Below are 14824 nucleotides of genomic sequence, written 5' to 3'. Positions count from 1 at the left end.
GCAACACGTGCACAGCTACCTCGTGACGGTCGTCGCCGCGCTCGCCGCGGCGGCGATCGCTCTTGCCGTGGTGGAGGTGGTGCACCGCCTCACCCGCCGCTGGGGCCGGCGCTCACTGCTGCTGACCGAGCTGACCGAGCACGCGCACCGTCCCTTCCAGGTCGCCGCCACGGTGCTCGCCGTGCAGCTCGCCGTCCGGTTCAGCACCGGGTACGCGATCGGCACCGGCTGGCGCCAGGCGTTGCTGCACCTGCTGGTGCTGGCCGTGATCGCCGCCGCGGCCTGGTTGGTCGCCGCGCTGCTGGTGGTGGTGGAGGACACCGCGCTCGCCCAGTTCCGGGTGGACGTGCCGGACAACCGGCACGCCCGACGGGTGCGAACCCAGGTGGTGATGCTGCGCCGGGTGACGGTCGTGGTGATCGTGGTACTGACCGTCGGTGTGATGCTGATGACCTTCCCCGCCGTACGGGGAATCGGTGCCGGCGTGCTGACAAGCGCCGGTGTGGTCGGCATCGTCGCCGCCCTGGCCGCGCAGAGTCTGCTGGGCAACGTCTTCGCCGGCCTGCAACTCGCCTTCAGCGACGCGGTACGTCTCGACGACGTGGTGGTGGTCGAGGGGGAGTGGGGCCGGATCGAGGAGCTGACCCTCAGCTACGTGGTGGTCCAGATCTGGGACGACCGGCGACTGATCCTGCCCACCTCCTATTTCACCAGCAAACCCTTCCAGAACTGGACCCGCACCGAGGCGAAGGTCCTGGGCACCGCCGAGTTCGACGTCGACTGGTCGATTCCGGTCCAGGCCATGCGGGAGGAGCTACGCCGACTGGTCGAGTGCACCGAGCTGTGGGACGGCCGGGTGTGTGTCCTCCAGGTCACCGACGCGACCGGCGGGACGATCAAGGTACGGGCGCTGGTGAGTGCCGCCAACGCGGGCGCGCTGTGGGACCTGCGCTGCCGCGTGCGGGAACACCTGGTGGAGTGGGTACGCGACCACCGCCCCACCGCGATGCCCCGACTGCGTACCGAGGTGGGTGACGGTGGGAGCGACCTGCCGTGGCAGTGGGTCCAGCCTCGGCACTCGACACGACGCGGCACCGGCACCGACGTGCCCGACGACGCCCGTCTCTTCGGCGGCAGTGACGACGGTCAGGCTCGCAACGAGGCCTTCGTCGGTCCTGACGAGACCGTCGAAGCCCGGGAGCCCGCCGAACCCCGCCGTTGACCGTCTCGTTGTCCACTCGGACGTGGAGGTTTGGCGCGGCTTTCGGCGGGGACGTGCTGCACGACGTCCCCTTTTTTCGGGAACAGGATTGACGAGCGGCGGCTCCGGGCATACAGCGCGGAGATGACGAGAGGGGGACAGCATGGCTGACGTGGCGAATGCCCAAATATCCCACAACGGGCGTACGTCCCACAACGGGACGGAGCCGTCTACCGCCGAACTGGTTCAGCGGGCAACAGAGCAGGTCTCGCGCCTGGTCCGGGACGAACTCACACTGGCCCGGGCTGAGCTGACCGAGAAGGGCAAACAGGCAGGCATCGGTGTCGGCCTGTTCGCCGGTGCCGGAGCCCTCGCCTTCTTCGGCCTGGGAGTCCTGGTCGCCGCCGCGATCCTCCTGCTGGCCCTGGTGCTGCCGGCGTGGGCAGCCGCCCTGGTCGTGGCGGCGGCCCTGTTCGTGGTCGCCGGAGTGCTCGCGCTTGTCGGCAAGCGGAGGGTAAGCCGCGCGGTTCCACCGGTGCCGGAGGCGACCGTGCGCAGCCTGCGGGCCGACGTCGACGTGGTCAGCGCTGCGGTGAAGGACAGGGGACGGGCATGACGGGCAACGGTACGGGTGACACGGAGGCGCTGCGGGAGGAGATCCGGCGTACCCGCGTCGAACTGGGCGAGACGATGGAGGCGTTGGCCGCCAAGGCCGATGTCAAGAAGCGGCTGAAGTCCTCGGCGGATCAGGCCCGCGGTCGGGTACGCGAGCAGGCAGCGGTGACCGTCGCCCGGGTACGCGCCCAGGCGGGCATCAACCACCAGCAGGGACCGGGGCGCCAGGGGCCTGCTCCGTTCATCGCGCTCGCGGCCGGTGCCGTGGCCGCCGCCGTGGTGTTGATGATCATTAGAGGGAGGCGTGCGTGAGCAAGGGAATCGGCAGGGCCGCCTACAAGCCGGTCGGCGTGCTGATGGGCTTCGCCGCCGGCGCGATCGCGGGCGCGGTCTTTCGCCAGGTATGGAAGATGACCTCCGGTGACGGTGAGGCTCCCAACCCGACCGACGAGGACCGCCGCTGGGGTGAGATCCTCGCGGCGGCGGCCCTGCAGGGAGCCATCTTCTCGGTCGTTCGGGCTGCCGTGGACCGAGGCGGTGCCGTCGGCGTCCGTCGGCTGACCGGCAACTGGCCGGACTGAAAACACTCGTGTCAAGGCCCTCTCACCAGTTGACGGTGAGGGGGCCTTTCGCCTTATCGATCGTCGCCACCCGACAGATCCCACGCATCCGTCAGGTCACATGTCGGAGAATTTCGTCGGGTAGGCTGTGCACAGTTTCTGCGTACGTGGTTAAGCTGTTCCACGCTGTTGAGAGATGGCGTGGGTTGAGAGAAGTCTCCTGCACTGGGGGCCGCCTCAGGCACCGCTGCTCGATAACGGCCAACCGGCCGCACGGTGTGCTCGGCCGCCAGTTTTAGAAGGAGATACACATGGCGCAGGGAACCGTGAAGTGGTTCAACGCTGACAAGGGCTTCGGCTTCATCACCGTCGACGGCGGGGGTGCTGACGTGTTCGTCCACTTCTCGGCCATTCAGACCAGCGGCTACCGCACGCTGGAGGAGAACCAGCGGGTGGAGTTCGAGATCGCCCAGGGCCAGAAGGGTCCGCAGGCCGAGCAGGTCCGCCCCCTCTGAGGCACCGGTCGGCGACCGTCGGCCAGTGGCGAGGCAGTCCCCGAATCAGTGCGAAGCCCCGCGCCCCCACGGGCGCGGGGCTTTCCGCGTCGTCGTTCGCGGCTGCCTCAACGGCGGCTGCGGGCGCGCGTACCGAGCCAGAGCAGAGCCAACCCGACAAGTATCAGCAGCGGTCCGAGTATCGCCCAGATCCGTTGGCCGGTCAGCACGCTGCCGTCGACGTAACCGAGCCCCTGCACCGTCCACACCGCACCGACGACCACGGCCAGCAGGCCGAGCGTGAGTCGCAGCCAACCGTCCAGTGGTGTCCCGTTCTCCTGCGGACCGTCACCTGGCTGCGCGTCGCCGGACGCTCCGGCTCGCCCGTCACTCACCATCGGTGGTGCACCTGGGGACGGATCAGGTCGTCGTAGACCGCCGTCACCTCGGCCAGTTCCTCACGGGACAGCGCGGGCTGGGCGGCCACGGCGGCATTGCCGCGGGCCTGGGTGGCGTCGCGCGCTCCCGGAATGACCACGGTGACACCGGGCTGATCGAGCACCCAGCGCAGCGCGAACTGTGCCATCGTGCGGCCCTCGCCCACCAGCGGAACGATTCGTCGCACGGCGGCCAGGCCGGTGGTGAAGTCCACCCCGGAGAAGGTTTCGCCGACGTCGAACGCCTCGCCGTGCCGGTTGTAGGTGCGGTGATCGTCGGCGGCGAAGGTGGTGTTCTCGTCGTAGCGGCCGGAGAGCAGGCCGCTGGCCAGCGGAACCCGGGCGATGATGCCGACCCCGGCGGCCGAGGCGGCCGGAAGCACGCGTTCGAGTGGCTTGTGACGCAACGCGTTCAGGATGATCTGCACACTGGCCACCCCGGGCCGGGCGATCGCGGTGAGCGCCTCGTCGCAGGTCTCCACGCTGACGCCGTACCCGGCGATCCGCTTCTCCGTCACCAGGGTGTCGAGCGCGTCGAAGACCTCGTCGGTGCCGAAGACGGCCGTCGGCGGGCAGTGTAGCTGCACCAGGTCCAGGGTCTCCACGCCCAGGTTCTTCCGGGACCGGTCGGTCCATCGGCGGAAGTTGTCCAGGGTGTACGCCTCGGGGGTCTGTGTCACCCGCCGGCCCATCTTGGTCGCCACGGTCAGGCCGGCGTCGGGGCGGGCCGCCAGGAAGCGTCCGATCAGCTGCTCGCTGCGCCCGTCACCGTAGACGTCGGCGGTGTCCAGGAAGGTGACCCCAGCGTCGACTGCGGCGGTCAGCACCGCCATCGCGTCGTCCTCGGTCACCGTGCCCCAGTCGGCGCCGAGTTGCCAGGCACCGAGCCCTACGACGCCGACCTGGCGATCCAGCCGAGGGAACATGCGTTGCTCCATACCGTGAGCCTAGTGACCCGGCTCGTCACGACGGTCGCCGGGCCGTACCGCAACAAGACGTACGTACGGCTTTCGGGATCGTGGTCGACGTCCACCGCGGCGGGGCGATCCCGGTCCCAACCGCTGCGCCTGACTGCCGGCGTCGACCCGGTCGACCACCCCCGTTCGCTGGTCGCTGGCGGCGGCACCGTTACCGCCTGAGAGACTACGTACGTGCACAAGCTGCGGGAGAACTCGTGACCATGACCGACTTGCGTACCTTCATTGCCGGGCTGCCCAAGGTGGAGCTGCACGTGCACCACGTCGGCTCCGCCTCGCCCCGCATCGTGGCCGAGTTGGCCGCCCGGCACGAGGGACGCAGCCCCGTCCCGGCGGACCCGCAGCTGCTGGCCGACTATTTCGTCTTCCGCGATTTCGCCCACTTCATCGAGCTGTACCTGAGCGTGGTGGACCTGATCCGCGACCCCGACGACGTCTGGGTCCTCACCCACGAGGTGGCGCGGGAACTCGCCCGCCAGCAGGTCCGCTACGCCGAGCTGACCATCACCCCCTACTCCCACGTGCGACGCGGCATCGCGGCACCGGCGTTCTGCGAGGCGATCGAGGACGCCCGCACACGGGCCGCCGCCGACTTCGGCATCGAGCTACGCTGGTGCTTCGACATCCCCGGCGAGGCGGGCCTGCCGGCAGCCGAGGAGACGCTGCGGATCGCGCTCGACGAACGCCCCGACGGGCTGATCAGCTTCGGTCTCGGTGGCCCGGAGATCGGCGTGCCGAGGCCACAGTTCAAGCCCTACTTCGACAGAGCACGGGCCGCCGGCCTGCGGTCGGTGCCACACGCCGGGGAGACCACCGGCCCACAGACGATCTGGGACGCGCTGTACGAGCTGGGTGCGGAGCGCATCGGCCACGGCATCTCCGCCGTACAGGATCGGGAACTGCTGGCGTACCTGGCCGAGCGGCAGATCGCCCTGGAAGTCTGCCCGACGTCGAACGTGCGCACCCGAGCCGTGGCCGACATCGACGGGCATCCGCTGCGCCGGCTCGTCGACGCGGGACTGCTGGTCACCATCAACTCCGACGATCCGCCCATGTTCGGCACCACCCTCGCCGACGAGTACGCCGTCGCTGCCCGGCTGCTCGGAGCCGGCCCGGACGAGGTGGCCGAACTGGCCCGCAACGCGGTGACCGCGTCCTTCCTCGACGAGAGCGGCAAACAGCGGATACTCGCGGAGATCGGCATCTACCTCGCCGGTCACCACGCCTGACGACGTCGCCTACGGGCGAACCGATCGAGCGGGTACGCAGCCCGCGCGACGTCAGCTCGGTCGGCTCCGGCCACGTGGCGCGCGACGGGAGAGAGGTGTGGGGGGACCGTGTCTCCCGCCGCGCGCACGGCTCCACCGGCCGGATGCGCTGGGAGGGAAGGCCGGAGGAACTACTGGGTTCGCAGCCATACTGTCAGCCCGGATTTGTCGGGTGGAACGCGGTTAATTCGGATCTAAGGAAGACTTGTGCCGGCGCACAACCCGAGGTGCGGGCCCACCCCGGTGCTCAGTTGTCTGTCGCGCGCTGCCGGGGCCAGCGGCGTCCACCGGTCTTCGGTTCCCGGCCCTCGCGTGCCATCCGACCCACCAGGCCGAACCGGCTGACCTGACGCGGGGTCGCCTCCGGGTCGGTCAGCAGCATCACGACGCTCGCCCCGCCCAGCCGTGCCCGGTCGATGCTCACCGAACCGTTGGCCTGCAACGCCACCCGCTTGGCGATGTCCAGCCCCAGCCCGGTGGAGCCCTGGTCACTGGCGCCGCGTCGCAGGGCCCGATCCGGGTTGGCGATTCCGGGTCCGGCGTCATCGATGCGCAGGGCCACATAGCCGTCCCGCCGCGACACCGCCACCTCGAACGCGGTGCCCTGTGGGGTGTAACGGAACACGTTGCCGATCACGGCGTCCAGGGCAGCGGCCAGCTCGGCCCGAGGGACCGGCGCGGGAATGCGCAACTGGGCACCGGATACCCGGTGCGGGCGGTTCTGGTCACCGGCGAGAGCCGCCCAGAAGACCATCCGGTCTCGGACCACCTCGCTCACGTCGCACATCGCCGGGGGTGGCGTGGCCTCGGTCGTCACCGCCTTCCGGGTCGTTTTGATCAGTACGTCGATCTCACCCTCCAGGGTGACGATCGCCTGTCGGATCCGCCGGATGCCCCGCCGGTAGTCCAACTCGGCCTGACTGAACGAACCGATACTCGTGTCGTCGGACTCCAGTGCCTCGGCGTCCAGCCGCAGCACGGTGAGCGGGGTGCGCAGCCGGTGGGACAGATCCGCCACCAGCTCCCGCTCCTCGGTGCGCGCCGCCACCAACCGTTGTGCCATCCGGTTGAAGGCGTGGCCGGCCTCGACCAGCTCGCGCGGACCGTGCGGCTCGACGCGTACCCCCAGGTCGCCGTCGCCGATCGCGAGCGCCGCCTTGACCAGACCCCGGCTCGCCTCCACCGCCCGGGCGGCGAGCCGGTCCACCACGAGCATCGCGGCGCCCACGAGCGCGACGGCAACCCCGGCCAGCAGCAACCACCGGCCGCCGCCACCGGCGTCGAGCGCGGTGTCCGGGACGAAGACCTCCACCACTGCGGTCCGGTCGCCCACCACCACCGGATCCAGCCGCAGCACCCCGCCGTCGACGTCGACGACAAGTGACCGGCCCTGCTCCCGGGCCTGCTCCAGGTGGGCAGAGTCGGCCCGTCCAGCGGCGGAGTCCACGTCGAGCCCGTGCACGACGGGTCGACTGACCGGGTCGCCGCCGCTGGCCTCGATCGCCCGGGTCACCACCTCCGACTCGGTGCTGATCGCCAAGGCCCCGGTCACCAACGCGCTGCGCCGGGCCGCGTCGGCGATCGCCTCCTCCCGTGCCTGCCCGCCCAGGGTCAGCCCGAGCGGTACGAGGAAGGCCAGGGTCAACAGGGTGCCCATGCCGGCCGTCAACAGGGCCAGCGCGGTTCTCAGTCCGGTGCCACCAGCCGGAAGCCCACCCCCCGCACGGTGCGCAGGTAGCGCGGCTTCGCCGCGGACTCGCCCATTTTGCGCCGTAGCCAGTACAGATGAACGTCGATGGTCTGATCCTCGCCGACCGATGGCTGCCGCCATACCTCCTCCAAAAGTTCCCGCCGGGACACTACCCGGCCAGGACGGGCGGCGAGATACGCCAGCAGGTCGAATTCCTTGCGGGTCAGTGCCAGCGCCGCACCGTCGAGGTGGGCACTGCGTTCGCCGACATCCACCCGCAGCCCACCCACGCAGTGCACGGCCGGTTGGGCTGAGCGACTCGCCCGGCCCGCGCGACGCAACACGGTGGTGATCCGGGCGTCCAGGTGCGCTCCGGTGAACGGCTTGATCATGTAGTCGTCGGCGCCTGCCCGCAACAGCTTGACCACCGACTGCTCGTCGTCCCGGGCGGTGGCGATGATGATCGGCACGTCGGTGATGCCCCGGAGCATCCGCAACGCGTCCGAGCCGTCCAGATCCGGCAGGCCGAGGTCGAGCACCACCAGATCCGGTGTCTCGGCGGCTACCCGGCGCAACGCGTCCAGGGCGGTGCCCACCGCGTGTACGGCGTGACCCCGGTCGGTGAGGGAGCGAAGCATCGCGCCGCGTACGACGTGATCGTCTTCGACCAGGAGGACGGTGGCCACCCAAGCACGGTACTCGGAGCGGCAAGTGGCGCAATCGCGGCCCACCCGGGTACCGCCCGAGCCGACGTGACGGTGACGTTCAGCTCTCCGGGCCGGCCCAGGCGGATGCGCCGCACCCACCGGTCACCGCCGCGCGCCCGCCTCGGCCACCTCGGAGTCGGCGCTCCGCGACGCCGCACCACAGTCCTCGGCCCCGCTGGTCGTTGCGGCCGGGGCCACCTCAGGTGCGTTCGTGCCGCCCGTCTCGCCTCCGCCGGATCCCGCCGGCTCAGGGCCGACTGCCGGCTGCTCGACGGACGGCTCCTCATCGAGCACCGACCTGTCGATCTCCTCTGCCGTGGAGCGGCGTCGACGGCTGATCAGCCAACCCACCACGGCGCCGCCACCGAGGCCGGCGACCAGCCCGGCAGCGAGCAGACTGTTGGCGTTCGGTCCGCCGTCGGACGTGGCGGTGGTCGGTGGGGTTTGGGCCGGTGCGGCACCGCCGGGAGCCCCGCCGTGCGCGCCGTGCCCGCCGTGCGCGCCCGGGTACGCCGGGTCGCCCGGCAACAGCGTCAGCGCCGGTAGCGGACGCTTACCGGCACCGTTGCCCCAGTTGACCTCAAGGCCGTCGGCGTACGTCTGCACCACTTCGAAGTACATCCGCTCAGACAGCGGCAGCGGCGCCATCGAGAACACCAGCCGGGCCGGGCCGTCACCGGCCTGGCCGTCGGCCCGGGTCCAGATCAGCGAAGCGGTCACCACGTCGGTGGCCGGCCCGTGCATGCCCGCCACCGGCCGGTCCAGCCGGCGAGTGGTGATCGTCGGCGCCCAACCGTCCACCGACAACGGGTACACCTCGGCGATCGGCGGGTCCTCCGGAATCTTGATCTCGACCTTCTCGGTACGGACACCGGGCCGTTCGTCGGGCACCACGAACTCGAGCTTGACCGCGTTGCCCTGCTGCGCCTCGGCCGGCGAGAAGGTCACCCCGTCGGCCCATGCGGCGGCGGGCCAGAGCAGCATCCCTACCGTGGCCAGGGCGGCCAGCAGCACGCCCCGGCGTCGACGGCTCCCGCCGTGCGTCATCGCCATCTGGTTCCCATCCGTGTCCACGCGGCCGGAACCGGCTCCGGCCACACCTGGTAGTTCGGATCCCGGGCGGGAAAGGTTCAACGGTGATGACGATCGTCTGCCGCCGGTGTCGACGACGGTCAGTCCCGGGCGACCGATAGCATCAGTTGGCCGGCATCGGCACCATCCGTCACAACTGCTGCGAGGAGTCATCCGTGTCCGCACCCCGTACCCCCGCCGTGGCCGACCCTGTCGTCGTCGCCGCCGGGACGACGGCGGCCGACGCGGTGACCGCGGCCGGACTGCCCAGCAACGGACCCCGGGCGATCGTGGTGGTTCGCGACCCGCACGGGGTGCTGCGCGACCTGGACTGGCGGCCGGCGGAGGAGACCGTCGTCGAACCGGTCACGCTGGAATCGCCGGACGGGCTCGACGTGCTGCGCCACTCCACCGCCCACGTGCTGGCCCAGGCTGTGCAGGACATCTTCCCGCAGGCGAAGCTCGGCATCGGCCCGCCGATCGACAACGGCTTCTACTACGACTTCGCGGTCGACAAGCCGTTCCAGCCCGACGACCTGGCCAAGCTCGAAAAGCGGATGCAGGAGATCATCAAATCGGGTCAGCGGTTCCGGCGTCGCCGCTTCGCCAGCCTGGACGAGGCAAAGGGCGAGTTGGCGGCCGAGCCGTTCAAGCTGGAGCTGATCGACGTCAAGGGCGAGGGACTGGACTCCTCCGAGGTGATGGAGGTCGGTGGGGGCGAGCTGACCATCTACGACAACCTCGCCGCCGACGAGGACAAGGTCTGCTGGTCGGATCTGTGCCGGGGCCCCCACCTGCCGACGACCCGGTTGATCGGCGCGTTCAAACTGATGCGCTCGGCCGCCGCGTACTGGCGTGGATCGGAGAAGAACCCGCAGCTGCAGCGGGTGTACGGCACCGCCTGGCCGACCCGCGACGCGCTGAAGGCGTACCTGAAACTGCTCGAGGAGGCCGCCCGGCGCGACCACCGCAAACTCGGCGCGGACCTCGACCTGTTCAGCTTCCCCGACGAACTGGGCTCCGGCCTGGCGGTGTTCCACCCCAAGGGCGGCATCATCCGCCGCGAGATGGAGAACTACTCGCGGCTCAAACACGAACAGGCCGGGTACGAGTTCGTCAACACCCCGCACATCACCAAGGGCCACCTGTACGAGGTGTCCGGACACCTGGACTGGTACGCGGACGGGATGTTCCCCCCCATGGAGATGGAGGGAGCCCGGTACTACCTCAAGCCGATGAACTGCCCGATGCACGACCTGATCTTCCGCTCCCGGGGCCGTTCCTACCGCGAACTGCCGCTGCGGATGTTCGAGTTCGGCACCGTCTACCGGTACGAGAAGTCCGGTGTGGTGCACGGCCTGACCCGGGTACGCGGCATGACCCAGGACGACGCGCACATCTTCTGCACCGAGGAACAGATGGCGGGCGAGCTGAAGTCGCTGCTCGCCTTCGTGCTCGAACTACTACGCGACTACGGCCTGGACGACTTCTACCTGGAACTGTCGACCCGCAACCCGGACAAGTCCGTCGGCACCGACGAGAACTGGGGGCGGGCCACCGAGGCGCTGCGCTCGGCTGCCGAGGAATCCGGACTGGCCCTCGTGCCCGACCCGGGTGGCGCGGCCTTCTACGGGCCGAAGATCTCCGTGCAGGCCAAGGACGCCATCGGTCGGACCTGGCAGATGTCCACGATCCAGGTCGACTTCAACCTGCCGGAGCGGTTCGGCCTGGAATACCAGGCGGCGGACGGCACCCGGCAACGCCCCGTCATGATCCACCGGGCGCTGTTCGGCTCGATCGAACGGTTCTTCGGCGTCCTCACCGAGCACTACGCGGGTGCCTTCCCGGCCTGGCTGGCCCCGGTGCAGGTGGTCGGAATCCCGATCCGTGCCGAGCACGCCGACCATCTGCACGGCTTCGTCGCCGCGCTACGTGCCGAGGGCATCCGCGCCCAGGTCGACGCGGGCGACGAGCGGATGCAGAAGAAGATCCGCACCGCCCAGCAACAAAAGATCCCGTTCATGGTCATCGCCGGTGACGACGACGTGGCCGCGGGTACGGTGTCGTTCCGCTACCGAGACGGCTCACAGCGCAACGGGGTGCCCCTGGCCGAGGCGGTCAACCACGTCCTCGACGTGGTCAACTCCCGTACCAACACCGGCCCCTCCGCGGAGATGTAGGCGAGGGCACCTGTCGACGCCTGCCCGGTCAGGAAGGCCTCCCTTCCCAACCGTCGGCGGGCACGTCGGGCCGTACGTCGGTGGTGCCGGGCCTGGCCCGTAGGATCGCCGGTGTGACTGGGGCGGAGGAGCACACCGACAAGGGCATGGCCGACGGGATGGACCGGCTCTGGACGCCCCACCGGATGACGTACATCTCCGGTGCGGATCGACCGGAGGGCGGCTACGAGCAGCCCTCCGGTTGCCCGTTCTGCCTGGCCCCGGCCCGGCCAGCCGAGGAAACTCTGGTCGTGGCGCGTGGCGGGCACGTGTTCGTGGTGCTCAACCTGTACCCGTACAACCCAGGGCATCTGCTCGTCTGTCCGTACCGGCACGTGGCCGACTACACCGACCTGGACGGGCCGGAGACCGCCGAGCTTGCGTCGTTCACCCAGACCGCCATGCGGGTGGTCCGTCAGGTCAGCAGCGCGCACGGCTTCAACCTGGGAATGAACCAGGGTGGGGTGGCCGGCGCCGGCATCGCCGCCCATCTGCACCAGCACGTGGTGCCCCGGTGGGGTGGCGACGCCAACTTCATGCCGGTGATCGGGCGTACGAAGGTGCTGCCGCAGCTACTCGGCGACACCCGGGACCTGCTCGCCCGAGCCTGGCCCTCCTGACCGGGTGCCCGCCGCGGCGCTTCGCGTCCGCGCGTCGCTGCCCGTTGCCGGTGGCGGCAGCCCTACATGAGCCGCCGGTGGCGGCAGCCCTACATGAGCCGCCGGTGGCGGCAGCAGCCCCTGTGAGCCGCCGGTGGCTCGTCGAGGCGGTCCGGCGCTGCGACGACCCACCGTCGCTCTGCTTGATCCCGCTCCGATGGTCACCCAGTGAAGTCGATGCGTGTCGGTGAGCAGAGCACAGGTGCCGCACAGCAGAACGGCTTCCACACTGCGGCCCAGGTCGCTAGCGATACGACCTGGAAGCCGGAGGAAACCGCACCGGTTGCACCCCGTCCGGGTGATCCGTACGGACACCGGTGCCCGTACGGATGATCGTGCTGGAACTTCGTCAACGTCTGTCCGAAAGATGGCACGATGCGCCGGTGGCCGAGTCGACGCGGACACTGGGCCGCAGCGGCATCCAGGTCAGCGCCCTGGGTATGGGCTGTTGGGCGATCGCCGGCCCGTGGGCTCAGGGGCGTATGCCGTTGGGCTGGGGGGCCGTCGACGACGAGGAGTCGGTGCGGGCGATCCGCCGGGCACTCGACCTCGGCGTGAACCTCTTCGACACCGCCGACAGTCACGGAGCCGGGCACGGCGAGCGAATCCTCGGGCGGGCCCTGACCGGCCGTCGCGACGACGCGGTGATCGCCACCAAGTGGGGGTACACGTTCGACGAGCGGACCCGGCAGGCGATCGGGCCTGACGCCTCACCGGGGTACCTGCGGCGGGCCGTGTGGGATTCACTGCGACGCCTCGGCACCGACCGGATCGACCTCTACCAGCTGCACCTGGCCGACCTGCCGGTGCCCCGGGCCCATGAGCTGATCGGTGCGCTGGAGGACCTGGTGTCCGACGGACTGATCCGCGCGTACGGCTGGAGCACCGACCGGGCCGACCGGGCGGCTGCCTTCGGCCACGACGCCCCGCACGCCGCCGCCGTGCAGCACAGCCTTTCGGTGTTGCGGGACGCACCTGAACTGCTCACCGTTTGCGAGAAGTACGACCTGGCCAGCATCAACCGTGGTCCGCTCGGCATGGGGCTGCTCACCGGCAAGTACCGTCCCGGGTCGGTGCTGCCCCGCGACGACGTGCGGGGGATGACCTCGGGCTGGTTGGAGTGGTTCCGCGGTGGACGGCCGGCCCCGGAGTGGTTGCGCCGGGTTCAGGCGGTCAGGGCGACGTTGACCGCCGACGGACGCACCCTGGCCCAGGGGGCTCTGGGCTGGATCTGGGCGCGCAGCGACCGGGCCGTTCCGATTCCGGGTTGCCGTACTGTCGCCCAGGTGGAGGAGAACGCCGCCGCGCTGGCCCTGGGCCCACTCACCCGGGACCACTTCGTCGAGGTGGAGCGGCAACTCGCCGCCCTGCGGGCCGCCGCGCTACGGGAGGCCGACCGCCCCTACTGGCCCAGCCCGATGCTCCCCACCGCCCGCCCGTAGTCGGTCGAGGACCACGTCGGCGTGCGCCTCACCCATGCACCACAGCACCAGTTGGTGGGTCTCCGGGTTGCGCTCCAGTCGCAACGTCGGGTCACCGGCCACCAGCCGACCGAGGTTGCGGGCCAGGGCGTCCTCGTCGGACCGGGACTTCGCCACGACCGCCACCGGAAGCAGCGGCTCCGGCATCTCCCACGGTGCGATCAGCAGCGGGTTCTCCCGGGCGGAGATGGTGTCACCGGTCTCCGCGCTGCCGGACTCAGTGATCGCGCAGATGTCGCCGGCCACCGCCACCCCCACCTCTCGCAGGGTGGCACCGAGTGGGCTGTAGAGCCGGGAGATCCGCTCGTCGGCGTCGTGGTCGGGGTGACCGCGTTCGACCAGACCGTGCCCGGACACGTGCACGATCTGCTCCGGGCGGAGTGTGCCGGAGAAGACCCGGACCACGCAGACCCGTCCGACGTGCCGGTCGATCGTGGTCCGCACCACCTCGGCGACCAGCGGGCCGTCCGGGTCGCAGGTGAGTGGTGGTCTTGGGGAGCCGTCCACCCCGGACACCGCGGGCAGGGCATGCTCCGGTGGGGCCGGGAAACCGGCGGTGAGCAACTCCAGCAGCGTGTCCAGGCCGACTCCGGTCGCCGCGCAGACCGGTACCACCGGGTAGAAGTGGCCCCGGGCGACTGCCTTCTCCAGCTCCTCCACCAGGATGCCGGGGTCGATTTCCTCGCCGTCGAGGTACCGGTCCATCAGGGTGTCGTCTTCGCTCTCGGCGATGATCCCCTCGATCAGTTCGTCACGGGACTCGACGATGGCCGGCAGGTGCTCCGGGTCGGGTTCACGTACCTGCGGCGGCAGCCCTGCGGTGTAGTCGAGGACCCGCCGTGTGATCAGCCCCAGTAGACCGACTGTAGACTCCCCGTCGTCGCCGAGCATCGGCAGGTAGAGCGGGAGCACATTGTCCCCGAAGACCCGCTGGCACAACGCCACCGCCTCGTCGAAGTCGGCCCGGGGATGATCCAGCCGGGCCACCGCGACGGCCCGGGGCATGTCCACTGCCGCGCACTCCTCCCACAGCGCCGCGGTCGCCGCGTCCATCCCGTCGACGGCGGAGACCACGAACAATGCGGCGTCGGCGGCCCGCAGCCCGGCGCGCAGCTCACCGACGAAGTCGGCGTACCCGGGCGTGTCGAGCAGGTTCACCTTGATTCCGTCGTGCAGGAGTGGCGCGCAGGCCAGGGCCACCGACCGTTGCTGGCGTACGGCGGCCGGATCGTGATCGCAGACGGTGGTGCCGTCGGGGACCGAGCCGGCCCGGGGGATCGTGCCGGAGGCCGCCAGCAGCGCCTCGACGAGCGTCGTCTTCCCCGCCCCCGAGTGCCCGACGAGCACCACGTTGCGGATTCTGGCGGGTTCGGTCACCGCCGGTACACCGATGGCACCCTTGTCCTGACTTCTCTGCGCCACCGGGGCGCACCTCCCTCAGCGTT

At 70.3% G+C, this 14824-nt stretch carries 15 protein-coding genes and 1 pseudogene; 10 read left to right on the top strand and 6 right to left on the bottom strand.

Features of this window, described 5'->3' with window-relative positions:
- Window positions 1-7 precede the first annotated feature (7 nt).
- The 5 genes from HCA58_RS10160 to HCA58_RS10140 all read left to right on the top strand — a co-directional run bounded on the left by HCA58_RS10160 (window position 8) and on the right by HCA58_RS10140 (window position 2891).
- Window positions 8-1222 (top strand): mechanosensitive ion channel domain-containing protein, encoded by a 1215-nt coding sequence (locus HCA58_RS10160; RefSeq protein WP_169597528.1) that lies wholly within the window; start codon window positions 8-10, stop codon window positions 1220-1222.
- Window positions 1223-1364: 142 nt separating this feature from the next.
- A complete protein-coding gene (locus tag HCA58_RS10155; RefSeq protein ID WP_169597527.1) occupies window positions 1365-1817 on the top strand; it encodes a phage holin family protein in 453 nt (150 codons plus the stop codon).
- Complete coding sequence (locus tag HCA58_RS10150; protein WP_169597526.1) at window positions 1814-2128, top strand: DUF3618 domain-containing protein; 315 nt, start codon at window positions 1814-1816, stop codon at window positions 2126-2128. The genes HCA58_RS10155 and HCA58_RS10150 overlap by 4 nt, the downstream gene beginning before the upstream one ends.
- Window positions 2125-2397: a DUF4235 domain-containing protein gene (locus HCA58_RS10145; protein ID WP_169597525.1), complete on the top strand. Its 273-nt coding sequence runs from the start codon at window positions 2125-2127 to the stop codon at window positions 2395-2397. Before HCA58_RS10150 ends, HCA58_RS10145 begins: the two co-directional genes overlap by 4 nt.
- A gap of 290 nt (window positions 2398-2687) precedes the next feature.
- Entirely contained in the window at window positions 2688-2891 is a 204-nt protein-coding gene (locus HCA58_RS10140) for a cold-shock protein (protein WP_011905669.1), read from the top strand.
- Window positions 2892-2998: 107 nt separating this feature from the next.
- Here the strand turns inward: HCA58_RS10140 and HCA58_RS10135 are convergent, their stop codons facing one another.
- Both HCA58_RS10135 and HCA58_RS10130 read right to left on the bottom strand, forming a co-directional pair.
- Complete coding sequence (locus HCA58_RS10135) at window positions 2999-3268, bottom strand: hypothetical protein (RefSeq protein WP_240955925.1); 270 nt, start codon at window positions 3266-3268, stop codon at window positions 2999-3001.
- Window positions 3262-4245 (bottom strand): aldo/keto reductase, encoded by a 984-nt coding sequence (locus HCA58_RS10130; RefSeq protein ID WP_169597524.1) that lies wholly within the window; start codon window positions 4243-4245, stop codon window positions 3262-3264. Before HCA58_RS10130 ends, HCA58_RS10135 begins: the two co-directional genes overlap by 7 nt.
- 12 nt (window positions 4246-4257) lie before the next feature.
- Here HCA58_RS10130 and HCA58_RS10125 point away from each other — a divergent pair, with 12 nt between their 5' ends.
- Together HCA58_RS10125 and HCA58_RS10120 are read left to right on the top strand one after the other, a co-directional pair.
- On the top strand, window positions 4258-4446 hold the full coding sequence (locus HCA58_RS10125) for a hypothetical protein (protein ID WP_169597523.1): 189 nt from the start codon (window positions 4258-4260) through the stop codon (window positions 4444-4446).
- Between the two features lie 41 nt (window positions 4447-4487).
- Window positions 4488-5513, top strand: coding sequence for an adenosine deaminase (locus HCA58_RS10120; protein ID WP_169597684.1), 1026 nt, complete (start codon window positions 4488-4490; stop codon window positions 5511-5513).
- A gap of 286 nt (window positions 5514-5799) precedes the next feature.
- Here the strand turns inward: HCA58_RS10120 and HCA58_RS10115 are convergent, their stop codons facing one another.
- The 3 genes from HCA58_RS10115 to HCA58_RS10105 all read right to left on the bottom strand — a co-directional run bounded on the left by HCA58_RS10115 (window position 5800) and on the right by HCA58_RS10105 (window position 9002).
- Window positions 5800-7209 (bottom strand): HAMP domain-containing sensor histidine kinase, encoded by a 1410-nt coding sequence (locus HCA58_RS10115; protein WP_205808234.1) that lies wholly within the window; start codon window positions 7207-7209, stop codon window positions 5800-5802.
- A gap of 29 nt (window positions 7210-7238) precedes the next feature.
- Window positions 7239-7928: a response regulator transcription factor gene (locus HCA58_RS10110; RefSeq protein ID WP_169597522.1), complete on the bottom strand. Its 690-nt coding sequence runs from the start codon at window positions 7926-7928 to the stop codon at window positions 7239-7241.
- 123 nt (window positions 7929-8051) lie between these two features.
- Window positions 8052-9002 carry a DUF1775 domain-containing protein gene (locus HCA58_RS10105; protein ID WP_169597521.1) on the bottom strand — a complete coding sequence of 317 codons (951 nt, stop codon included), beginning with the start codon at window positions 9000-9002 and terminating at the stop codon, window positions 8052-8054.
- Between the two features lie 194 nt (window positions 9003-9196).
- Between HCA58_RS10105 and thrS the strand changes: the two genes are divergently transcribed.
- From thrS to HCA58_RS10090, 3 genes are all read left to right on the top strand, one after another.
- Window positions 9197-11200 (top strand): threonine--tRNA ligase, encoded by a 2004-nt coding sequence (thrS, locus tag HCA58_RS10100; RefSeq protein ID WP_169597520.1) that lies wholly within the window; start codon window positions 9197-9199, stop codon window positions 11198-11200.
- 146 nt (window positions 11201-11346) lie between these two features.
- On the top strand, window positions 11347-11859 hold the full coding sequence (locus tag HCA58_RS10095; RefSeq protein ID WP_169597682.1) for an HIT domain-containing protein: 513 nt from the start codon (window positions 11347-11349) through the stop codon (window positions 11857-11859).
- A 422-nt stretch (window positions 11860-12281) separates the two neighbouring features.
- Window positions 12282-13340: an aldo/keto reductase gene (locus tag HCA58_RS10090; protein WP_169597681.1), complete on the top strand. Its 1059-nt coding sequence runs from the start codon at window positions 12282-12284 to the stop codon at window positions 13338-13340.
- On the opposite strand, the pseudogene HCA58_RS10085 reads toward HCA58_RS10090, so the two are convergent.
- Window positions 13326-14801: pseudogene (locus tag HCA58_RS10085) on the bottom strand (GTP-binding protein); the annotation flags it as partial. The gene HCA58_RS10090 and the pseudogene HCA58_RS10085 overlap by 15 nt on opposite strands.
- Window positions 14802-14824 lie beyond the last annotated feature (23 nt).

The organism is Micromonospora sp. HNM0581, from assembly GCF_012726175.1.
Taxonomy (GTDB): Bacteria; Actinomycetota; Actinomycetes; order Mycobacteriales; family Micromonosporaceae; genus Micromonospora.
This window is presented reverse-complemented; position numbering and strand designations above follow the sequence as displayed.

Coding starts and splice junctions, on each gene's coding strand:
- HCA58_RS10155 (WP_169597527.1), top strand. CDS start 1,365: ATGGCTGACGTGGCGAATGCCCAAATATCCCACAACGGGCGTACGTCC.
- HCA58_RS10150 (WP_169597526.1), top strand. CDS start 1,814: ATGACGGGCAACGGTACGGGTGACACGGAGGCGCTGCGGGAGGAGATC.
- HCA58_RS10140 (WP_011905669.1), top strand. CDS start 2,688: ATGGCGCAGGGAACCGTGAAGTGGTTCAACGCTGACAAGGGCTTCGGC.
- HCA58_RS10135 (WP_240955925.1), bottom strand. CDS start 3,268: ATGGTGAGTGACGGGCGAGCCGGAGCGTCCGGCGACGCGCAGCCAGGT.
- HCA58_RS10130 (WP_169597524.1), bottom strand. CDS start 4,245: ATGGAGCAACGCATGTTCCCTCGGCTGGATCGCCAGGTCGGCGTCGTA.
- HCA58_RS10120 (WP_169597684.1), top strand. CDS start 4,488: ATGACCGACTTGCGTACCTTCATTGCCGGGCTGCCCAAGGTGGAGCTG.
- HCA58_RS10115 (WP_205808234.1), bottom strand. CDS start 7,209: ATGGGCACCCTGTTGACCCTGGCCTTCCTCGTACCGCTCGGGCTGACC.
- HCA58_RS10105 (WP_169597521.1), bottom strand. CDS start 9,002: ATGGCGATGACGCACGGCGGGAGCCGTCGACGCCGGGGCGTGCTGCTG.
- HCA58_RS10095 (WP_169597682.1), top strand. CDS start 11,347: ATGGCCGACGGGATGGACCGGCTCTGGACGCCCCACCGGATGACGTAC.